This is a genomic window from Syntrophorhabdaceae bacterium (assembly GCA_036504895.1).
GTDB lineage: Bacteria > Desulfobacterota > Syntrophorhabdia > Syntrophorhabdales > Syntrophorhabdaceae > PNOM01.
Genome location: DASXUJ010000127.1, coordinates 14179 through 33707, shown reverse-complemented (window position 1 = coordinate 33707; position 19529 = coordinate 14179). Strand labels below are relative to the sequence as shown.

Annotated in this window: 15 protein-coding genes; 12 read left to right on the top strand and 3 right to left on the bottom strand. The window is 53.8% G+C overall.

From position 1 onward, the window contains the following. The first annotated feature begins 179 nt into the window (after positions 1 to 179). The 7 genes from VGJ94_18085 to VGJ94_18055 all read left to right on the top strand — a co-directional run bounded on the left by VGJ94_18085 (position 180) and on the right by VGJ94_18055 (position 11131). Positions 180 to 1775, top strand: a complete 1596-nt coding sequence (locus tag VGJ94_18085; protein ID HEY3278532.1) for an aldehyde dehydrogenase family protein — start codon at positions 180 to 182, stop codon at positions 1773 to 1775. Positions 1776 to 2352: 577 nt separating this feature from the next. Next, positions 2353 to 3933, top strand: a complete 1581-nt coding sequence (locus VGJ94_18080) for a benzoate-CoA ligase family protein (GenBank protein ID HEY3278531.1) — start codon at positions 2353 to 2355, stop codon at positions 3931 to 3933. 203 nt (positions 3934 to 4136) lie between these two features. Further along, on the top strand, positions 4137 to 4601 hold the full coding sequence (locus tag VGJ94_18075; GenBank protein ID HEY3278530.1) for a cache domain-containing protein: 465 nt from the start codon (positions 4137 to 4139) through the stop codon (positions 4599 to 4601). A gap of 394 nt (positions 4602 to 4995) precedes the next feature. After that, positions 4996 to 5454 carry a cache domain-containing protein gene (locus tag VGJ94_18070; protein ID HEY3278529.1) on the top strand — a complete coding sequence of 153 codons (459 nt, stop codon included), beginning with the start codon at positions 4996 to 4998 and terminating at the stop codon, positions 5452 to 5454. A gap of 83 nt (positions 5455 to 5537) precedes the next feature. After that, complete coding sequence (locus VGJ94_18065) at positions 5538 to 7169, top strand: methyl-accepting chemotaxis protein (protein HEY3278528.1); 1632 nt, start codon at positions 5538 to 5540, stop codon at positions 7167 to 7169. A gap of 218 nt (positions 7170 to 7387) precedes the next feature. Further along, positions 7388 to 8149, top strand: coding sequence for a sugar phosphate isomerase/epimerase family protein (locus VGJ94_18060; GenBank protein ID HEY3278527.1), 762 nt, complete (start codon positions 7388 to 7390; stop codon positions 8147 to 8149). Continuing rightward, entirely contained in the window at positions 8150 to 11131 is a 2982-nt protein-coding gene (locus VGJ94_18055) for an AIR synthase-related protein (protein ID HEY3278526.1), read from the top strand. A gap of 551 nt (positions 11132 to 11682) precedes the next feature. Here the strand turns inward: VGJ94_18055 and VGJ94_18050 are convergent. The 3 genes from VGJ94_18050 to VGJ94_18040 form a co-directional block, all read right to left on the bottom strand. After that, entirely contained in the window at positions 11683 to 12090 is a 408-nt protein-coding gene (locus VGJ94_18050; GenBank protein HEY3278525.1) for a hypothetical protein, read from the bottom strand. A 209-nt stretch (positions 12091 to 12299) separates the two neighbouring features. Further along, on the bottom strand, positions 12300 to 13520 hold the full coding sequence (locus VGJ94_18045) for a 2-hydroxyacyl-CoA dehydratase family protein (GenBank protein ID HEY3278524.1): 1221 nt from the start codon (positions 13518 to 13520) through the stop codon (positions 12300 to 12302). Continuing rightward, the gene (locus VGJ94_18040) at positions 13517 to 14650 is read right to left on the bottom strand and encodes a 2-hydroxyacyl-CoA dehydratase family protein (GenBank protein ID HEY3278523.1); all 1134 of its coding nucleotides are present in this window, start codon (positions 14648 to 14650) and stop codon (positions 13517 to 13519) included. Before VGJ94_18040 ends, VGJ94_18045 begins: the two co-directional genes overlap by 4 nt. A gap of 175 nt (positions 14651 to 14825) precedes the next feature. Between VGJ94_18040 and greA the strand changes: the two genes are divergently transcribed. From greA to VGJ94_18015, 5 genes are all read left to right on the top strand, one after another. Beyond that, positions 14826 to 15290: a transcription elongation factor GreA gene (gene greA, locus VGJ94_18035; protein ID HEY3278522.1), complete on the top strand. Its 465-nt coding sequence runs from the start codon at positions 14826 to 14828 to the stop codon at positions 15288 to 15290. A gap of 167 nt (positions 15291 to 15457) precedes the next feature. After that, complete coding sequence (locus VGJ94_18030) at positions 15458 to 16342, top strand: xanthine dehydrogenase family protein subunit M (protein ID HEY3278521.1); 885 nt, start codon at positions 15458 to 15460, stop codon at positions 16340 to 16342. Beyond that, complete coding sequence (locus VGJ94_18025; protein HEY3278520.1) at positions 16339 to 16803, top strand: (2Fe-2S)-binding protein; 465 nt, start codon at positions 16339 to 16341, stop codon at positions 16801 to 16803. The genes VGJ94_18030 and VGJ94_18025 overlap by 4 nt, the downstream gene beginning before the upstream one ends. A 4-nt stretch (positions 16804 to 16807) precedes the next feature. Continuing rightward, on the top strand, positions 16808 to 19120 hold the full coding sequence (locus VGJ94_18020; protein ID HEY3278519.1) for a xanthine dehydrogenase family protein molybdopterin-binding subunit: 2313 nt from the start codon (positions 16808 to 16810) through the stop codon (positions 19118 to 19120). Between the two features lie 104 nt (positions 19121 to 19224). Further along, on the top strand, positions 19225 to 19503 hold the full coding sequence (locus VGJ94_18015) for a hypothetical protein (GenBank protein HEY3278518.1): 279 nt from the start codon (positions 19225 to 19227) through the stop codon (positions 19501 to 19503). Positions 19504 to 19529 lie beyond the last annotated feature (26 nt).

Sequence of the window (19529 nt, the reverse complement as noted above, 5' to 3'; positions counted from 1 at the left end):
TTCTCTATCACTTCGGCGGGAGCTGTGTCAAACATAGGCATGGTTTTATTTTATTTGACCGGCCGCACCGGGGATGATACTTTTCCCTACGGGCGCGGGTCGCGGCATCCCTGATATTTATCCCATAATATTCCTTCTCCCTGCGTGAAGCGGGAAAGGCAAAAAGTTGACGGCTATTGATGGAACCTTTTTTCGAAGATAATTTTTTTCCTCTCCCGGAGGAGATACCCCGCGAATTTGCCGGAGTGCTTCCCCTTTCCCTCGATCATTACCTGAGCGGAGGAGTGCTCCATAAATGGGACGGGCCGTTTCGGGAGGTCCGTTCCCCCGTATGCGTCCGTACCTCGTCCGGCCTCTCGGGCATGCCGGTCGGCAGGTATCCCCTCATGACGGGAAAAGAGTCTCTCCATATACTTCGCTCGGCGCGGGAAGCCTTCGACCATGGAAGGGGAGAGTGGCCGTCAATGGCCCTTACCCGGAGAATAGAAAAGGTGGAAGGCTTCATCTCAAAGATGATGCCCTCGAAGGACCTTATAAGCCGTATTCTCATGTGGGAGATAGGTAAGACCTATAAAGATTCGCAGCTCGAATTCGACCGTACCGTCGATTATGCGAAAGGTGTGATAGAGGCATTCAGGAAGGTCTGCACCTCGACCCGGGAACCCATAACCGGGCACGGCATAGTAGGACGGATAGAACGGATGCCCCTTGGCGTGGTGCTCTGCATGGGACCCTTCAATTACCCTCTTTTTGAGACCTTCACCGGCCTTATCCCTGCGTTGATCTCCGGTAATACCGTAATTTTCAAGACTCCAAGGTTCGGGACACTCCTTTATCAGCCCCTTCTCGAGATCTTTCGCGACTCTTTTCCTGCCGGGGTGGTGAATGAGATTTCTGGCGAGGGAAAAGAAGTGATTCCCCCCCTTCTTTCCTCCGGAATGATCGACGGTCTCGCTTTTATCGGCACGAGCACCGTAGCCGCGTACCTGAGGGGTCTCCATCCGAGGACCCAGAGGCTTCGATGCGTGCTGGGACTGGAGGCCAAGAACCCCGCCATCATTCTTCCCGACGCGGACCTGGATTTGACGGTCAAGGAGTGCATTACCGGCGCCCTTTCCTTTAACGGCCAACGGTGCGCGGCCCTGAAACTCTTCTTTGTACCGAAACACAGGGCGGAACTCTTTCTCGCAAAATTCTCGGCAGCCCTTGCCGCAGTGCGGTCCGGTATGCCCTGGCAAGAAAATATCCTCGTGACGCCCCTCGTGGAACCCGGAAAGCCGGCCTATCTCGCCGGTCTCATGGGAGACGCCATCTCTCGCGGAGCGGAAATCATGAACTCCGGCGGCGGTAGTTCTTCGGGTACCTTTTTCTCGCCCGCCCTTCTTTACCCGGTGAGTCCCTCCATGAGGCTCTATCATGAAGAGCAATTCGGCCCTCTTATTCCGGTGGTGCCTTATAATGACCTGGAAGAGGTGTTGAGGTATGGGGCTCAATCAAATTACGGACAGCAAGCATCCCTTTTCGGCGCCGATCCGGAGGTACTTTCGCGCCTCGCCGGCCATCTTATGCACCACGTCTCCAGAGTCAATATTAATTGTCAGTGCCAGAGGAGCCCGGATGTGATGCCCTTTACCGGAAGAAAGGACTCCGGGGAGGGAAGTCTCTCCATTGAGGACGCGCCTTTTGCCTTTACTCTTCCCTCCATTATCGCCGCCAGAGATACCCTCGCCCATAGGAAGATCATCGGAGATTTCGGAGAGGGGGCAGAGGGGTAAAGGTCTCTTTGGGAAAACTCCCGGCAGATGACCCTCGGATTGTATCCACTTAGGCCATTTGTGTGGAAAGGGGTACCTCGAAAGTTGTGGATACAGAACAGCCTTGCCTTCCCTCCCCTTAACCTTACTGTTTTGATATTGAACCATTTGAAAGAGAAGGAATTTTCCACTTACGCGACAGACTTGTAATGGGCAGGGAAATTAATGTACTTGATTAAATACAAACCGATAGATGGTGGATGTGAAATATTTCATATGGCAACAAGTTCGGCAAATTTAACCCTTTCGACAAGAACGTGATTTTTTAGTTGATTTCTATATTTGCCTGTATTATATTCTATACAATGATATGTCAACGGTTAACAGGTGGTTTCGTATTCTTATCATTTATCTCCTCCCGGTGATCCCGGGTTGAGAGGCCGGCAGTAGTCGTCGGCGCCGGAGTCCCCGGTGGGAAAAATTCCGGGCGAAGACCGATAGCCGTAGCGCTATGAACTAACATAAACCTGTTGCGTGTCGCTCCCATGTCGTTCTTTTGAAGGGGCGGACATGTAAGAGAGATCAAAAGGAGGAACATATGATTCACGGGGCATCAGCAGAATTTTTTAACGCAGCGGATTACTTCATTGACAGAAATATACGCCAGGGGCGGGGACACAAGGTTGCCGTATATACCGAAAAACGTAATTATACTTACAATGACATTCAGAAGATGGTCAACAAGACCGCGAACGCCTTACGCGAGCTGGGTGTGCGCGTAGACGACCGGGTCGTCCTTCTCATGCTGGACGTTCCCCAGTTCTACGCCATATTCTGGGGCGCCATCAAGATAGGCGCGGTGCCCATTCCCGTGAATACCATGCTTACCCCCGAAGATTACGAGTATTACCTGAATGACAGCCGCGCAAGGGTGCTGGTCGTCTCCGATCAGCTCGTCCCCACGGTAGTAAAAATTCAGGGTGATTTAAGATATCTCCGCGACCTCATCATCATCTCCGAGACCGAGGGCGCGAGAATTCCTTTCAAGCAGAAGTTCAGACATGCACCGGAGACAATAAAAACCGAGTTCACCACGAAAGACGATGTCGGGTTCTGGCTTTACAGCTCAGGCTCAACGGGTGCGCCTAAGGGTGCGATCCATTCCCAGTATGACATGGTGGCAGCGGCTGAAGCGTTTGGTCAGGGCGTGTTGGGACTTACCGAGGACGACATTCTATTTTCCGCAGCAAGACTTTTCTTTGCATACGGGCTCGGGAACGCATGTTACTTCCCTCTGTCCGTTGGCGCATCGGTAGTACTCAACCCAGGGGCGCCCAATCCGGAGAGTATATTTCACTATCTGGAGCGTTTCCGACCTACTGTCTTCTTCGGTATACCCACGCTTTACGGCCAATTGCTCGAGTTTCTCGAGAAGCGCGACAAAGATGCGGGGATCAAGACTCCCGACCCCAACGCAAATCATGAGTTCTCGTCAGTCCGTATTTGCACGTCCGCAGGCGAAGCGCTGCCGCCCGACATCTATCTTCGCTGGAAACAGCGGTTCGGCATCGAAATACTCGATGGCATAGGCTCGACCGAAATGCTCCACATTTTTATCTCCAACCGTTCGGGCGAAGTAAAACCGGGCTCAACCGGAAAACCTGTTCCCGGTTACGAATGCAGACTTGTCGATGACGAAGGGCGCGACGTGCCCACGGGCGAGATCGGGACGCTGCTCGTCAAGGGTGCAAGTGCGGCACAGCAGTACTGGAGAAAGAGGGAGAAGACCCGTCTTACCATGCAGGGCGAATGGATCAACACGGGCGATAAGTATTATATGGACGAAGAAGGATATTACTGGTGCGCGGGAAGAGGCGACGATATGCTGAAAGTCGGCGGCATCTGGGTCTCACCGGTCGAAGTGGAGAATTGCATCATCGAACACCCGTCCGTACTCGAAGCCGCGGTAGTGGGACACATGGACCCGAAAGGCCTCGTAAAGCCGAAGGCATTCGTAGTGCTGAAGGAGAGTGTCGCACCGAGCAACGAGCTCGAAAAAGAAGTGAAGCAGTGGGTGCTCGACCGCATGGCAAAATACAAGTACCCGAGATGGGTAGAATTCGTAAAAGAGCTTCCGAAAAGCACCACCGGAAAGATCCAGAGATATAAACTACGCTAAGATTGGCGATATAGAATTGCGGGGCTTGTGAGGGCCCTACAAGGGGCGCCCCTGGAAAGGGGCGCCCCTTGTGCATTCACGAGCTTTTACCTCACCCGGCGAGTTTGTGAAAAAAGGCGCTTAAGTCATTGCCCGCGTCTCCGATAAAAAGAGCGATCCACAAAAGATCTTAGACTAAATATGATAGACATGGGAGGCTTATTGTGAAAAGATCTGTTCTTGGAATGCTCACGGCAATAGTGGTAATGGCTCTGTTCTGTCTGTTTTCGTACGTCCAGGCAGCTCCTCAGGACGATGCGAAGGCCCTGGCGGAGAAAGCGGCAGCCTACGTGAAAGCGAACGGGAAGGAGAAGGCCATGGCGGAGTTCAATAACCCAAAAGGCCAGTTCAGTAAGGGGGACCTTTACATTTTTGCGAATGATTTTAACGGAGTATGTCAGGCAAACGGCGGAAATCCGAAGCTCACAGGTCAAAATCACCTTGGGCTCAAAGATGCGACCGATAAATACTTTATGAAAGAAATGGTAGAGACTGCAAAGACCAAGGGCAGCGGATGGATCAACTATAGCTGGACGAATCCGGCGACCAAGAAGGTACAGGCGAAGGTCGCCTGGGTCCAAAGGGTAGAAGGCGCCGACTGCTTCGTGGGATGCGGCGTATATAAATAATATCTTTATTATCTGCGTTCTTATTAAGCGAGGGGGCTCGCGGACATGGAGATCTTTGTGGATCGTCCCCTCGCTTAAGAAAATAACCGACCTTCCGATATACCCAGTAGTTCGACATCCCTGTTATCCCATCATGCAAATAGATATCGATCATGCAAGGGAGAGACGCTTTTACGTGAAGAAGAATAGAGACATAAAAAATCGACACAACAGCCGGAGTGGGTGCGGGCGGGTCAAAATAATGAGCAACGCCCATCTGAAGGCCGGTTGCGCATCGGATGAACAGGTCGATTATAATCATTTTCATAAAGCCGATTTAAGTAAAATTTATTCATGCCGATATACTGTTAGCTTCACATATTCCTAATGCTCGCGCAACAAAGGAGGCTTTACAATGAAAAAGGCAGTATGGAGCATGGTAGTAGTCTTGGCGGTTGTTTTCGGAGCGGCATATGTGGTTCAGGCAGCGCCCTTAGATGACGCGAAAACACTCGCGGAGAAGTCGGCGGCGTACGTAAAGGCAAACGGTAAAGAAAAAGGCATTGCAGAGATAGCTAACCCCAAGGGGCAGTTCGTGAAGGGCGACCTTTACGTGACCCTCCAGGATTTCAACGGCATCGCACTCGCCAATCCGATGAACCCGAAGCTGCACGGCCAGAACCATCTGGAATTGAAAGACGCCACGGGCAAGACGTTCATCAAGGAAAATATCGAAGTTGCCAAAACAAAAGGCAGCGGCTGGGTAACCTACTCGTGGACGAACCCTGCAACCAAGAAGATCCAGGCCAAAAAGGCGTGGGTTCAGAGGGTTGAGGGAACGGATATGTACACGATGTCGGGAGTATTTCAGTAAGTCGTGAATCGAACGTGCTGCCGGCAAGGCGGATGCCTCCGGCGGCACGTGAGAAAACCATATATCAAAGGGGGATTTTAAAGATGAAAGCATGGCTCAGCAACCTGAAAATGACGAAGAAACTTCTGGTTTCTCCATTCACGGCAATTCTCTTTCTCCTTATATTCGGCTTGGTCTCTTATGCCGGCTTCTTCAGGCAGAAGGCTGCCCTTGAAGACATCTTTAATACCCGGTTCAAGGTATATCAATCCACTGCGGGCGTAATCATAGGCCTTAAAGAGGTACATGGGAACATCTATAAGCTCCTCTCATGGATAGGCTCGAATTACGAGAAGTCCCGCATCGATTCCTTCGCGGAAGAGCAGTTTGCGACCCTCAAGAAGGTCGGGGCGGAGGTAAGCGAAAAGACTAAGGCCGCCAATCTGACGAAGGCCGAAAAAGATCTCTTTCAGAAGACATTCGATCAATTAGGAAAATATCAGGAAGCGCTACGCCAGATCGCGGGACTCGATGCGGCCACGGCATCCATGCTTATGACCCAGGCTGATGATATTTTTCAAACGATCAGTAAAAACCTCGATGAGCTCCTGGTCCTCGAGAATAAGTTGAGTAAAACTCAATACGAGTCATCGACCGTAACCTTCCGTCTCGTGCTCATTGTTTCCGCGATCGTGCTGCTTGCGGCAGTGATCCTGCCCTTTGGGCTTACCATGCTCATGCGGGCAATCATCCTCGCCCCCATTACGAAGACCGTTGAAGCAATAGAGAGCGTAGCCCAGGGCGACCTCACCAAGCGCATCGATGTATCGTCCGAGGATGAGATAGGAGAGATGGCAAAACACTTCAACTCCTTTGTCGAAAAACTCCACGATACCATCAGGCAGGTGGCGAAGAGCAGCGACGAAGTCTCCTCCGCGGCCAACACCCTTGATGCCGCGACCGAGCATATGGCCACGGGCGTGGAAGAAGCGGCCATGCAGGTAAATTCGGTGGCTACTGCCAGCGAGGAGATGTCGAAAACCTCGTCCGAGATCGCGCAGAATTGTATGACCGCCGCAAAAAGCTCCGAGAGGGCGAATGAATCGGCAGGCACGGGCGAAACCATCATACAGGAAACCATAAAGGTCATGAACCGCATAAGCGAGAGAGTTAAAGAGTCGTCCGACGTGATCAAGAGCCTCGGCACCCGTTCCGATCAGATCGGACAGATAGTCGGCCTCATTAACGACGTGGCCGACCAGACCAACCTTCTGGCCCTGAATGCGGCAATCGAAGCCGCAAGAGCGGGCGAGCACGGCAGAGGTTTTGCAGTGGTTGCAGATGAGGTCCGTAAGCTTGCCGAAAGAACGAGCGAAGCCACGAAAGAGATCGGCGATACCATAAGGGCGATGCAGACAGAGACGAAGAAGGCCGTAACTTCCATGGAAGACGGGGTGAACGAGGTGGGTCACGGTACCCTGGAAGCAGGCAAATCAGGGGAAGCCCTGCAGGAGATCCTGCGCCAGATCAACAAGGTGACCTCGGAGATAAACCAGATCGCCGTAGCCTCCGAGCAGGAGACGGCAACGACAAACGAGATCGCCGTGAGTATCCAGCAGATCTCGATGGTGATGCAGGAGACGGCCCAGAGAATTCAGGACAACGCCGGCGCCTCAGCCCAGCTCGCCAACCTCTCAAGAGACCTCCAGCACATGGTAGGCCAGTTCAAGATATAAAAGAGATCCATATAAAGGGTTACCAAACGGACCACGGCCGAAACGGCCGTGGTCTTTCCTTATATTCCAAACTCCTTCCCCCCCTCAGTGGGCAATCCCTTTTATCTCTCCATATCCTGGCTCCTTCCGTCGCCCTCACTCCCGTAGCTGACGGTTGCCCCCTTTTTCCTTGCTTTATTGCCCCTAAGCCTGTTAATTTTAAAGAGTTGGTGGAATAGATGAAGCCCCTGTTCATAAATGTGCCGTACAGGAGGGTTGAGGAAAACCTGGCCAGGATTCTCAGTCTCGGCACCGGCATAGAAATCTATATCGATAATCACCTCGTTGAAGAGGCAGGTGACCGGGAAGTTCGGGAACTGGGAAACCGGCTTGCGGGCCACGGCATTGCCGTGACCGTTCATGCACCTTACATGGATCTGAGTCCCGGCGGCTTTGACAGGAGCGTGCGGAGAATCACGAAAGAAAAACTGAAGAAGGCGGCGGGCCTGGCCGGGCTACTCCACGCGAAAGGCCTGGTCTGCCACCCGGGCTATGACAAATGGCGGTTCGGGGGGAATGAGGAACTCTGGCTGGAAGGGAGCGTCGATACGTGGACAGAAGTAATCGCCGAGGCGAAAGGGGGACCAATCGTCATGGTGGAGAATATCTTCGAAGAGGAGCCTTCCACGCTGATTGCCCTTTTCGACCGTTTCAGGGAAGAGGACCTCTTCTTCTGTTTCGACTCCGGCCATTTCAATCTCTTCTCCACGGTTCCCGTGGATAAATGGCTTACTCCCATAAGAAGCCTGGTGAGGGAGATGCACCTTCATGACAACCACGGCAGGTCCGACGAACATCTTCCCGTGGGGGAGGGTACCTTTCCTTTCCGCGAGCTGAAGACCTTTCTGTCCGCACAAGAGTCGATGATTTTCACCGCCGAGGTGCACGGGGAGAGCCGCGCAAATGAAAGTATAAAAAAATTAAAGGAGTTTCTATCATAAATGGCCCACAGAATCGAAGTAGCTTATAAGGAAAAGATCAAAGATGCGCCAGGGGAAAAGCTGAAGAGAAGAATCAAGGGAGATTTCGGATTGAACGTGACCGTCCGCGTGGTGGACGTATACACCGTCGATTCAAAAGTGGACGAGGGGACCATCCGTATCCTTGCCGCCGATGCCTTTATCGATCCCGTGACCCAGGTCGCGTACGTGGGCACCCCTGTCCCTGCGGATGCGGATTGGATCGTCGAGGTGGGCTTTAAACCGGGGGTGACGGATAATGTGGGCAGGACCGGGCGCGAAGTGCTCGAGGCCCTTTCCGGCCGAAAGCTTAAAGAGGACGAAGGAGTATATACTTCGAGAATGTACCTCCTCAAGGGCAGGCTCGAGGAGAAGGATGTGATAAGGATTGCGGAGGGCATGCTCGCCAATACCCTTATCAACCGGTATGCGTATAAAACCGTGGAGGCATACCGGAAAGAAAGGGGCATGGGCGTCTATGTGCCGAAGGTCGCCTTTCATCATGAGCCGGTAGTGGAGACTTTTCCCCTCACCATGACCATTGAAGAGCTTATGAAGATGAACCGGGAGAGGACGTGGGCCCTTTCGAGGGATGAGCTGATCGCCATTCAGCACCATTTCCTGCGTAGCGAGGTGAGCGAAGAGAGATCGAAGGTGGGTCTCGGCCCGTCCCCCACGGACGTAGAAATTGAGGTGCTGGCCCAGACCTGGTCTGAGCACTGCAAGCATAAAATCTTCAACGCCACCATAGAGTATGAAGAAGACGGCGTGAGCCGCACTATCGAAAGCCTTTTTAAGACCTGCATCGTGGGCTCCACCGAAAAGATACGCAGCCAAAAAGGCAGAGCCGATTTCTGCCTCTCCGTGTTTAAGGATAATGCCGGTATTATCCGGTTCAATCGCACCCATAACCTCGCCTATAAGGTGGAAACCCACAATACTCCATCGGCCCTCGATCCGTACGGCGGGGCCCTTACCGGAATCGTCGGGGTAAACCGCGACCCCTTCGGCACAGGGAAAGGGGCAAAGCTCATATTCAATACCGACATCTTTTGTTTTGCCGACCCCGATTACAAAGGGGAGGTGCCTCCCCGCCTTCTCCATCCGAAACGGGTATTGAACGGGGTGAGGGAAGGGGTGGAGCATGGAGGCAACAAAAGCGGGATACCCACCGTGAACGGCTCCCTTGTATTCGACCGGGGTTATCTGGGTAAACCCCTCGTCTTCTGCGGCACCTGCGGCATCATGCCCCGCACGATAAAAGGCGTGCCCACCCATATTAAAGAAGCAGGAATAGGGGATGCGATCGTCATGGTGGGCGGCCGTATAGGCATCGACGGTATTCACGGCGCGACTTTTTCATCGGAGGAACTGTCGGAGGTTTCCCCCACGAGCGCCGTTCAGATAGGCGATCCGATCACCCAGAAGAGGATGACCGATTTCCTGCTCGTGGCACGGGACCGGGACCTCTACACATCGATTACGGATAACGGCGCAGGAGGCCTTTCTTCCTCCATAGGCGAGATGGCAACCGATACGAACGGATGCATCGTCCACATCGACAGGGCGCCCCTCAAATATCCGGGCCTCTCTCCCTGGGAGATACTCCTTTCGGAGGCGCAGGAACGGATGAACGTGGCGGTGAGGCCGGATAAACTCGATGAATTCATGGCCCTGTCCGAGAAAATGAACGTCACCTCCACCATCCTCGGCGAATTTACCGATACAGGAAAACTCCATGTCTTCTATAAAGGCAAGACGGTGGCCTATCTCGACATGGAGTTTCTCCATAACGGGCTCCCCAAAATGAAGCTGCCCGCAAAATGGGAGCGGAAGATCAAGGATGAGCCGCCCGTAAAGGAACCGAAGAACTACGTCCATACTTTAAAAGACCTACTCTCCCGTTGGAACGTGTGCAGCAAAGAATACGTGGTGCGCCAGTACGACCACGAGGTCCAGGGTGGAAGCGTAGTGAAGCCTTTAACCGGCAAGGCTAATAACGGCCCCAGCGATGCGGGGGTGGTGCGGCCCGACCTCTCCTCTAAAGAAGGGGTCGTGGTGAGCCACGGGATATGCCCGAAGTACAGTGAGATCGATACGTACCATATGGCGGCATGCGCCATAGATGAGGCCATAAGAAACAATATCGCTACAGGCGGGTCGCTCCGCAGAATGGCCCTTCTCGATAATTTCTGCTGGTCCGATCCGGTGGTTTCGGAGAGAAACCCTGAAGGCCCGTACAAGCTGGCCCAATTGGTGAGGGCGAACATGGCCCTTTACGATTACACGACCCTCTTCGGTACCCCCTGCATATCGGGCAAAGACAGCATGAAGAACGATTACATCTATGGGGATATCAAGATATCGGTGCCCCAGACCCTGCTCGTTTCCGCGATTTCGGTAATCGAGGATATCGAGAAGATAGTGACCATGGATTTCAAGGAGCCGGGAGATCTTATCGTCATAGTGGGGAAGACCTATCCCGAGCTGGGAGGCTCCGAATACCTCGCCGCCTCGGCTCTCTACGGAAATATCCCGCCGAAAGTAAGGGGCGCCATGGCGAAGAAAACATATAAGGCCATGGAGAAGGCAATCCATGCGGGAATCGTCAGGTCCTGTCACGACGTATCCGACGGCGGCCTCGCCTGTGCCCTGGCGGAAAGTGCATTTGCAGGCGGCCTGGGAATCGATGCGGACCTCAAGCTCGCGCCCTTCGCGGGCATTTTCAGGGATGACTTTCTCCTCTTTTCGGAATCCCAGAGCAGGTTCGTCCTCTCAGTCAGGGAAGCCGATTATCCGCTCCTGGCCACATTACTGAAAGGCGTGCCTTCGGCGGTAGTAGGCAAAGTGAGAAAGGACGAAAAATTTCTGATAAAAGGAATAAACGGCACCACCCTCATCGATACAGGAATAGAAGACCTGCGCGCGGCATGGGAGAAGCCGTTTAAGGTAAATTTTAGTTAACCACTGTCGTTTGTTTTTTATTGGACGGTAATTTACGCGTTTACGCCGTGCAGACAATTAGAGGGGCTCACGTCGCCCCCTCGGCCGGCAAAGCCGGCTGAGCCTCCCCCTCTCGCTCGCCGTGCGAGCTACATCACGCAGGACAATTACCGGGTAATTCTTCTGTCGTGATCGACGCCTGATTGGCCTCGGGACCAGCTCACTTTTTGTCTCTCCTTTGGCAGGTCACTGCATCAATATTTAAAACGATAATTCTTCGGTTGTGACCTGAACAATTTAACGGGCTCACGGCGTCCCTTTGTAACGCGCTGTTTAAGGCACCTACTTTTGACTGGTGTTGTCGACTATCGACTATCGACTATCGACTATCGACTATCGACTAGAGACTAGAGACTAGAGACTAGAGACTAGAGACTAGAGACTAGAGACTAGAGACTAGAGACTAGAGACTAGAGACTAGAGACTGCCTCTCTGCTTTCTGACTATCTTTCCGGGCGCAAAAAAAGGGCGTCCCCTGAAGAGACGCCCTGCTGGCTTCTGTCTGAATTCTGCTACTTCTTGGGTGCGGGCTTTGTCGTCTTCTCGCTCGTAGCCTCGGATACGCCTTCACCGATATCCTGGCTCACGTTCGGCTGTTTCGCGGATTTTTCCATTCTTGCCTTTGTCTTCGGGCCGCCCTTTACGGTCGTTTTCTCGGCGGTAGCCTCGGCTACGCCTTCACCGATGTCCTGGCTCGTGTTTTTCTTCTTTGCGGATTTTTCCATTCTTGCCTTTGTCTTCGGGCCGCCCTTTACGGTCGTCTTCTCGCCCGTAGCCTCGGCTACGCCTTCACCGATGTCCTGCTTGACATCCTTTCCACCAGGGACTGTCTTCTGAGCGATTGCCCCGGAGACTATGCAGAAGCTGAACATAAAAAATGCTGCCATTAAGAAAACCAAGACCTTTTTGTCCTTCTTCATCCTCGAACCCTCCTGTTAAATTTGTTAATTGTTTACCGCCTCTAAATTTCTCCTGCGAGTGCGGTCCACGTTAATATTACTGTGCGAAATGCCATTTGTCAAGGGCCTATTGCGTAAAACCACGGTTCTTTGACCGATCGCGTTTTTTTACCGGTCTGCTATCGCGTTTTTTCCTGATCTATTTCCTCTTCCTTTCTAGCGGTTCCGCCTCACGCGGTTTTCCGATGAAGCTGGTCGAGGGTCTCGAAATAAGCCTCGATTCTCGTCCTGATCTGGGTTTCCGAGTAGAAACGCTGGTCCCCCATATCGCTTTCGAATACCAATGCGGGGATGCCGGTCTTTTTTACCAGGATGTCCTTGAGGGTGGGGACCGCGAAAGAAACGGCCTTGCAGCTCCGGTTCATGAACATGATCATCCCGTTCATATCATAGCGCTTGAAGAGGTCCATGGCCATGGCCGCCCTGTCTTCAATGGTGGAGTTGGAGAAGCGGTCCACATAATTCTGTGCAAGGGTCTCGAGAGGGTCTTTTGTAAGATCGAAATCGAGGCTCCAGGCATGGACATAGAGGGAGGTGAGGATTACGGCTCCATAGGAAGCGAGGAGTTTCGCATGGTCGCTGAACTTGAACCATACGGGAAGGTTCTCCCAGTAGAGCCGGTACTTTTCGTTCTGCACCACCCCGATGCCTTTGGCGACCTTCTCCTCGATCTCATCGCAGAGGGTCTGGTAGTATTCGACACATTCGGGGGTGCCTCTCCGGTAGACGGCAATAGCCATGCCTATGAGGGCATCGAAAATGCTGATGGGCGATGGCTTGTACTGGGCCATGTCGAGAAACTTCTTGTAAAGAATGCTCGATTTGGCCGAATAGTAGAGGACCTCCTGCAACCGGTCGTAATTGAATTTCTTCTTCGTGATCTGCTCGAGCCAGGCAATAACCTCCTTGAGCTGGAGCACGCAATATTTGACGATCTCCTGCCTTGCCGTCTTATCCATCACGTATTCGGGCGTGTCAAAGACGAAGACGGGAAGGTCTCCCCTGCGGGCGAGGACCTGAAACCACTTGGTGAGGGTAAAACACTGGGCATTACAGGCCAGGAAGATATCGGGCTCGGGTATACCCTTGGTGATGGTCTTGCCCGACTCCCTGTAGCCGAGGTCGGTCCGGGCGTACGCACACAGGTGGCTCGTATATCCGAGGTTCTCCGTAATGGAGCATATCTCCGCGCCTTTCTTGGCGGTGAGGTTCGCCACCGCGTGGTTTTCCGGATAGATGGGAACGATGTCGTGGGCAACGAAAAGCTCCACAGGGGATATGGCGGTCGTGTACCCCACGAGCTTGCCCAGCTCATGGGCCCTGAAGGCCTCGTCCATATATTCATCGGTAATCTTCTTTGAAAGTGCTTTTGAGCTTAATTTTTCGCTCATAAGGAGCCTCCTGTAAGAGATTCAAAAAATGCCTGGAGCCGGGTGCGCACGTGGGAAAGTGAGAGGGTCTGGAACTCCGTGGAGAGGACGTGCATGGGGATGCCCTCCTTCCTCATCATGCTCTTGAGATCCGGAAGGTCGTATTCCTCCGATTCACAGAATTCGATATGGATATAGACCACCGCTCTCGGTTTATATTTATCGCAAAGGGCCTTCAGCTCATTGAAACCCTTATAGACATTATCGTGGATGGGAGAATAGAAGCCCCTTTTGAAGTGTCTCTCCGTAAGGGCATCGATGGGGCTCATGCCGTTGCCGATCGTACCCTGGAGGTACCGCGATCCCGTGACGAGCGTGTCGGCGACCACATTGAGCTTAATCTCGTCCAGGAGATCGAATATCTCGGGAGGGTCACAGGTGATCCCCGCCAGAATTACATCTATGTAACCTTCCACCTCTGTTTTGACGAGGCCGTCCTTCACTTTTTTCAGGGTCTCGTTGAATTCCGCCTTGTCGACCTGCATGGAAAGCTTGATAAGGGAGAAGAACTCCTTGTTCGTGATGGACGCGGGATATTTCCTTTTCACCTCATAAATGTCCTTCAGAAGCTCCTTGTTTTCATTATGAAGGGCGAATGACTTTCTGAGGTCGTCGTCGCTCACGGTTTTGCCGAACCGGGTGTGCAAGGAATTGATCATCCGCTCCGTCTCTTCCTTGACCCAATATTTCGCACTGGGCCTATCGACCTGACGGGGGGCGAGGAAACACTCCACATATCGTCCCGGAAAGTTTATCCTCCAAATGTCGGATAAGTGCTGCGTGGTGTCGCACACCTGGGGGAGCACGAATCCATCGAAGAGATCGCCTTCATAACTGAGAGCAAGCTCCAGATTACTCCGGGCGAGAGAGCAGGCATTGTCGGGCAGGAGGCTGGGCGCTTTCTTCAGAGGTTTGCTGGTCCCCAGCAACGCGACGGGAAGAAATCCAAAGGCATAGATTACCTCCTCGGGCACGTCGGCGATCGTACTTCCGATAACTGCCTTTTTTGTCTGCTCTTTCCAACGGCGAATCGAGGGATAAGGGTCTTTAGCGCATTCCGTCACTTCTTTGAGACTCAGGTTCTCCCACATAGTGCCTCCACTTTGAATGTATACAATCGATATGAGCTTAGGGCAATTATAAAAAGATGCTTTCTTTTTGTCAAGAAACTGTTTGAAAAGAGAGAGATTATTTTGAAAGGACAAAAATCTTGAATTCCGGCGTGAAAACATAGTATTTTTATAAGAGAAAGGTATAGGAGAAGAGATGAAAATTCCTATCACGAGAGAAGGATACGAAAACCTCAAGAAAGATCACGAGTTCCTGCTGAACAACAAGCGGCCGAAAATCCTGAAAGCCATCGAAGAGGCGAGAGCCCACGGCGACCTTTCGGAGAATGCCGAATATGACGCGGCAAGGGAGGAATACCAGTTCCTCCAGAAGAAAGTTGCGGAAATCGAAGAGATGATCAAGAATTCCGAAATAGTGGACGTGAAGCAGGGGGACGGGGAATCGGTCGAGTTCGGATGTCACGTGGCGCTCAAAAACCTCGATACCGAGGAGGAAGTGATCTACCGGATCGTCGGACCCTATGAGTCGGACATACAAAAAGGGATGATCTCCATGGCCTCGCCGCTGGGGCGGGCGCTCATGGGCAAATCAGTGGGCGATGAAGTGAATTTCTCCGCTCCGGGCGGACAAAGAACCTACGAAATAGTCAATATCACGTAGCCCTCCTTTCTCCAGGCGCACGGCCCGGACCAATCCCGCGGCACGAGTTGATACTTCCTGATAAGGTTCCCTATGAGCGGCTGCCGATAATTCTTGACAACCTCTTCGTATTTTGATTATATATACCGGTCGGTATATAAAAGCAATGCACCGAAAGGAGGTTTCCCTTGAAAACATTCTACCGCAGGCTCCCGAAGTTCGAGTACCTTCGGCCCGGAAGCATGGAAGAGGCCCTTGCCCTGATCTCCGGGAAAGAGGGTTCTGTAAAGCTTCTCGCAGGAGGCACGGACCTTATCCCCCAAGTGAAAAAGCGAGAGGTCCCGGTTCCCGCCTTTGTCCTGGATATGAAAAGTATCCCCGGTCTCGGCAACATAACCCATCACCACAATGGCCTCTCCATAGGCGCCCTCGCCACGATCCAGGCGGTTGGTGCCGATCCTGTGATCAACGAAAGATTTGCCCCCCTCTCCCAGGCAGCCCTCCAGATGGCATCGCCCCAGGTGAGAAACAGGGGTACGATTGCAGGCAACATCTGTAACGCCGTTCCTTCCGCGGACAGCGCACCCGCCCTTCTCGCACTGGGCGCCGAAGTGAAACTCGAAAGCCGGCGCGGCGCCCGAAGAGTTCCCCTGGACCAGTTTTTCACAGGACCCCGCACCACGGTCATTAAGGAAGACGAGCTCTTAACGGAGATCATCGTCCCTGCCCAGGAGCCCGGCAGCCGGGGAGTCTACCTGAAGCTCTCGCCCCGCCATTCCATGGATTTGGCAGTGGTCGGCGTCGCGGTAATGGGGACCATGGAGAATGGCATCTGCAAAGAGGTAAAGATCGCCCTCGGCGCAGTCGCCCCGACTCCCATACGGGCCCCCATGGCGGAAGCGCTCCTCAGGGGCAACAGGCCGACCCCGGAGCTCATAGACGAGGCAGCGCGAAACGCTCTCACCCAGTGCAATCCCATAGACGATCACCGGGCCTCACGGGAATACCGGTGCGACATGGTCTACGCCATGACCCGGAGAGCCCTCACCCGGATATTCGGAGGTACGCGATGAATTTACATTGTAGAGTAAATGAAAAAGAGTATGACCTTGAAATAAAGCCCCACATGACACTTCTCGATCTCCTGCGGGAAGAGCTCGGTCTCACCGGCGCAAAGGAAGGGTGCGGTGAAGGGGAATGCGGTGCCTGTACCGTCATCATGGACGGGAAAGCGGTAAATGCCTGCATTGTCCTCGCTGCCGAGGCAGAGGGAAAAGAGATCCTCACCATCGAAGGTCTCGCCCGTGAAGGAACACTCCACCCCATCCAGGAGGCCTTCGTCGAGATAGGCGGCCTCCAGTGCGGTTTCTGCACCCCCGGGATGGTCCTCTCCACCAAGGTGCTCCTCGACGATAACCCCAATCCCACGGAAGAGGAGATCAAGAAAGGTCTCGAGGGTAATTTCTGCCGCTGCACGGGGTACACCAAAATCATAGAGTCGGTGAAGGTCGCGGCCGACAAGGTCAGGGGGTGACGAGATGGAAGAATATAGCGTTATTGGAAAACGGGTACCCCGCATCGACGCAAAAGAGAAGGTCATGGGCGAGGCGAAGTATGCCGCGGACTATTCACTGCCCGGCATGCTCTGGGCCAAGGTGGCGCGATCGCCCTATGCCCACGCAAAGATACTCAATATAGATACGAGTAAAGCGGAAAAACTCCCCGGCGTAAAAGCGGTCATAACGGGGAAGGACTTCAACGGCTGGACGTGGGGCTTTATGGCCACCACCCGGGACGAGTCGCCTCTGGCCGTCGATAAGGTACGGTACATGTATGAAGGGGTCGCCGCAGTTGCTGCCGTCGATGAAGAGACCGCTGAAGAGGCCTGCAGCCTTATCAAAGTCGATTATGAAGAGCTCCCCGGCGTCTTCGATCCCGAAGAGGCGATAAAAGAAGGGGCCCCGGTCATCCACGCCTACAGGGCGAACAACGTGAGCGTCGAGTACCACTGGGATTTCGGGGACGTGGACAAGGCCTTCGCCGACTCCTACATCGTCCGGGAAGACAGGTTCGAGACGGGAAAGGTGGTCACCGGATTTTTGGAGCCCCCCGCATCGCTCGCCTATTACGATCCCTCAGGTAATATCACGGTCTGGGCGGCGAAGCAGAGCCCTTATTTCCATTACCGGCACCTCGCAGGTTGTTTCGGTCTTCCCCTGTCGAAGATACGCATTATCCAGCCTTTCATCGGCGGAGGCTTCGGGGGTACGAAGAACGACTCCGTGGCGGGAGATTTCTGCGTGGTCATGCTCTCCAAGAAGACGGGCAGACCCGTGAAATACGTCTATACCATGGAGGAGGTGCTCACCACCTGCCGCAGGCGTCACAACATGATCATCTACAACAAAATGGGCATGACCAAAGACGGCATACTCACCGCGATCGAGAGCCGGGTGATCGGCAATGGCGGAGGCTATACGGCCATCGGTCCCCTGACCATGTTCCTCACGGGCTACGCCACGACGCTCCCCTACAAGCTCCCCAATTACCGCTACGATGCGTGGCGGGTATTCACGAATAACCCCGTCTCCGCCGCCATGAGGGGCCACGGCTTCACCCACACGAGGTTCGCCTGCGATATCCAGATGCACATGATCGCCGAGGAGCTGGGCATCGACCCTGTGGAGATGAGGATACGGAATGCCATCGACAACCCGAAGCCCGCAGACGGCTACAGCACCATAAACGGCATTAAATTCAAGACCTGCGGTCTCATGGAGACCATAAAGGCGGCAACGGAGGATCCCCTCTGGGCTGACAGGGATAAAATGGTTAAGCAGGAAGGGCCGGTCTCCTATGGAGTCGGCATCACGGGCACCACGTACCAGGGAGGGGCGCGCCAGCTCGGGCACCAGTCCTGCGGCGCAATCGTAAGGATCTGTGAGGACGGGACGATAAACCTCATCACAGGCGCCACGGACTGCGGCCAGGGTTCGGATACGGTTCTCGCCATGATCGCCGCGGAAGTACTCGGCGCAAAGTATGAGGACATCTCCTTCAAGAGGGTCGACACGGCGTACACCCCGGTGGACCCGGGAAGCTACGGGAGCAGGGTCACGGTGTTCGCGGGCCAGGCAGTGGAGCGGGCATCGCGGGACGCAAAGAGGCAGCTCCTTGAGGCAGCGGGTAAGGCGTGGAACGTGAAGCCGGAGGAGATCGACATCAGGGAAGGGTTCGCATTCCTCAAAGATAAACCCGAGAAAAGAATGTCTTTCGAAAAACTCGCAAAGATCGCGAGCTATGAAGGGGCGGGAGCGGTTATCCTCGGTACGGGCTATTCCTCCTACGGGGTAGAGGAGCTCGACTTCAGTACAGGCACGGGGAATGGGGGGACCTCCTTCAGCTTCACCACCCAGACCACGCGTCTCGGGGTAGACATGGAGACAGGGAAGATCGACGTCACCGATTTCACCATCGCCCACGATGCGGGCGTGCCCCTCCACCCGGTGAGCGTGGAAGGCCAGAACGAAGGCGGCGCGGTGCAGGGCCTCAGCCAGGCGATCTACGAGGGCTTCATCATGGAAAACGGCAGGACTCACAACAGCACCTTCCTCGACTATAAAATGCCCCGGTCGACGGACGCGCCCAGGATCAAGGTGATAGACATCATCACCGATGACCCCGACGGTCCCTTCGGTGCAAAGGAAGCCTCGGAAGGCAGCCACGTAAGCGCACCTCCCTCGGTGGTGGACGCCCTCCACGACGCGACCGGCATTTGGTTCAAGGAGCTTCCCGTCACACCGGAGAAGATAGTGAAGGCGTTGAAAGATGCGGGGAAGTGGATGAAATAGAGACAAGTCGCTAGTCTCTAGTCGATAGTCGTTAGTATATGGTATATAGTGAAAAAGCTGCTCCGGGAGCGGGGTAACCTGCTTCCGGAGTGGTTGGGTGATTTATGAAGATACAGATCAAGACTACTATTCATATCCCTGAAGTGCCTGGTGAGGTGGAGATCGAAGGGGGGAGCTTGCGGGACCTTTTGGAGAGGCTGTTCCGTAACTCCTATTTTGTGAAGGAGATTGTGGACCCCGCGACAGGGGAGCTTTCCCTGGACGGGCTCTTTCTCGTATCCCTCAATGATACACCCTACCACGCCCTTCCCGACGGCCTCGAAACGATGCTGAAGGACCAAGACAAGCTCACCCTCGCCCTGATACTGATAGGCGGCGGCTGAGCAAGGCTGCAGTAGACGATTAAAAG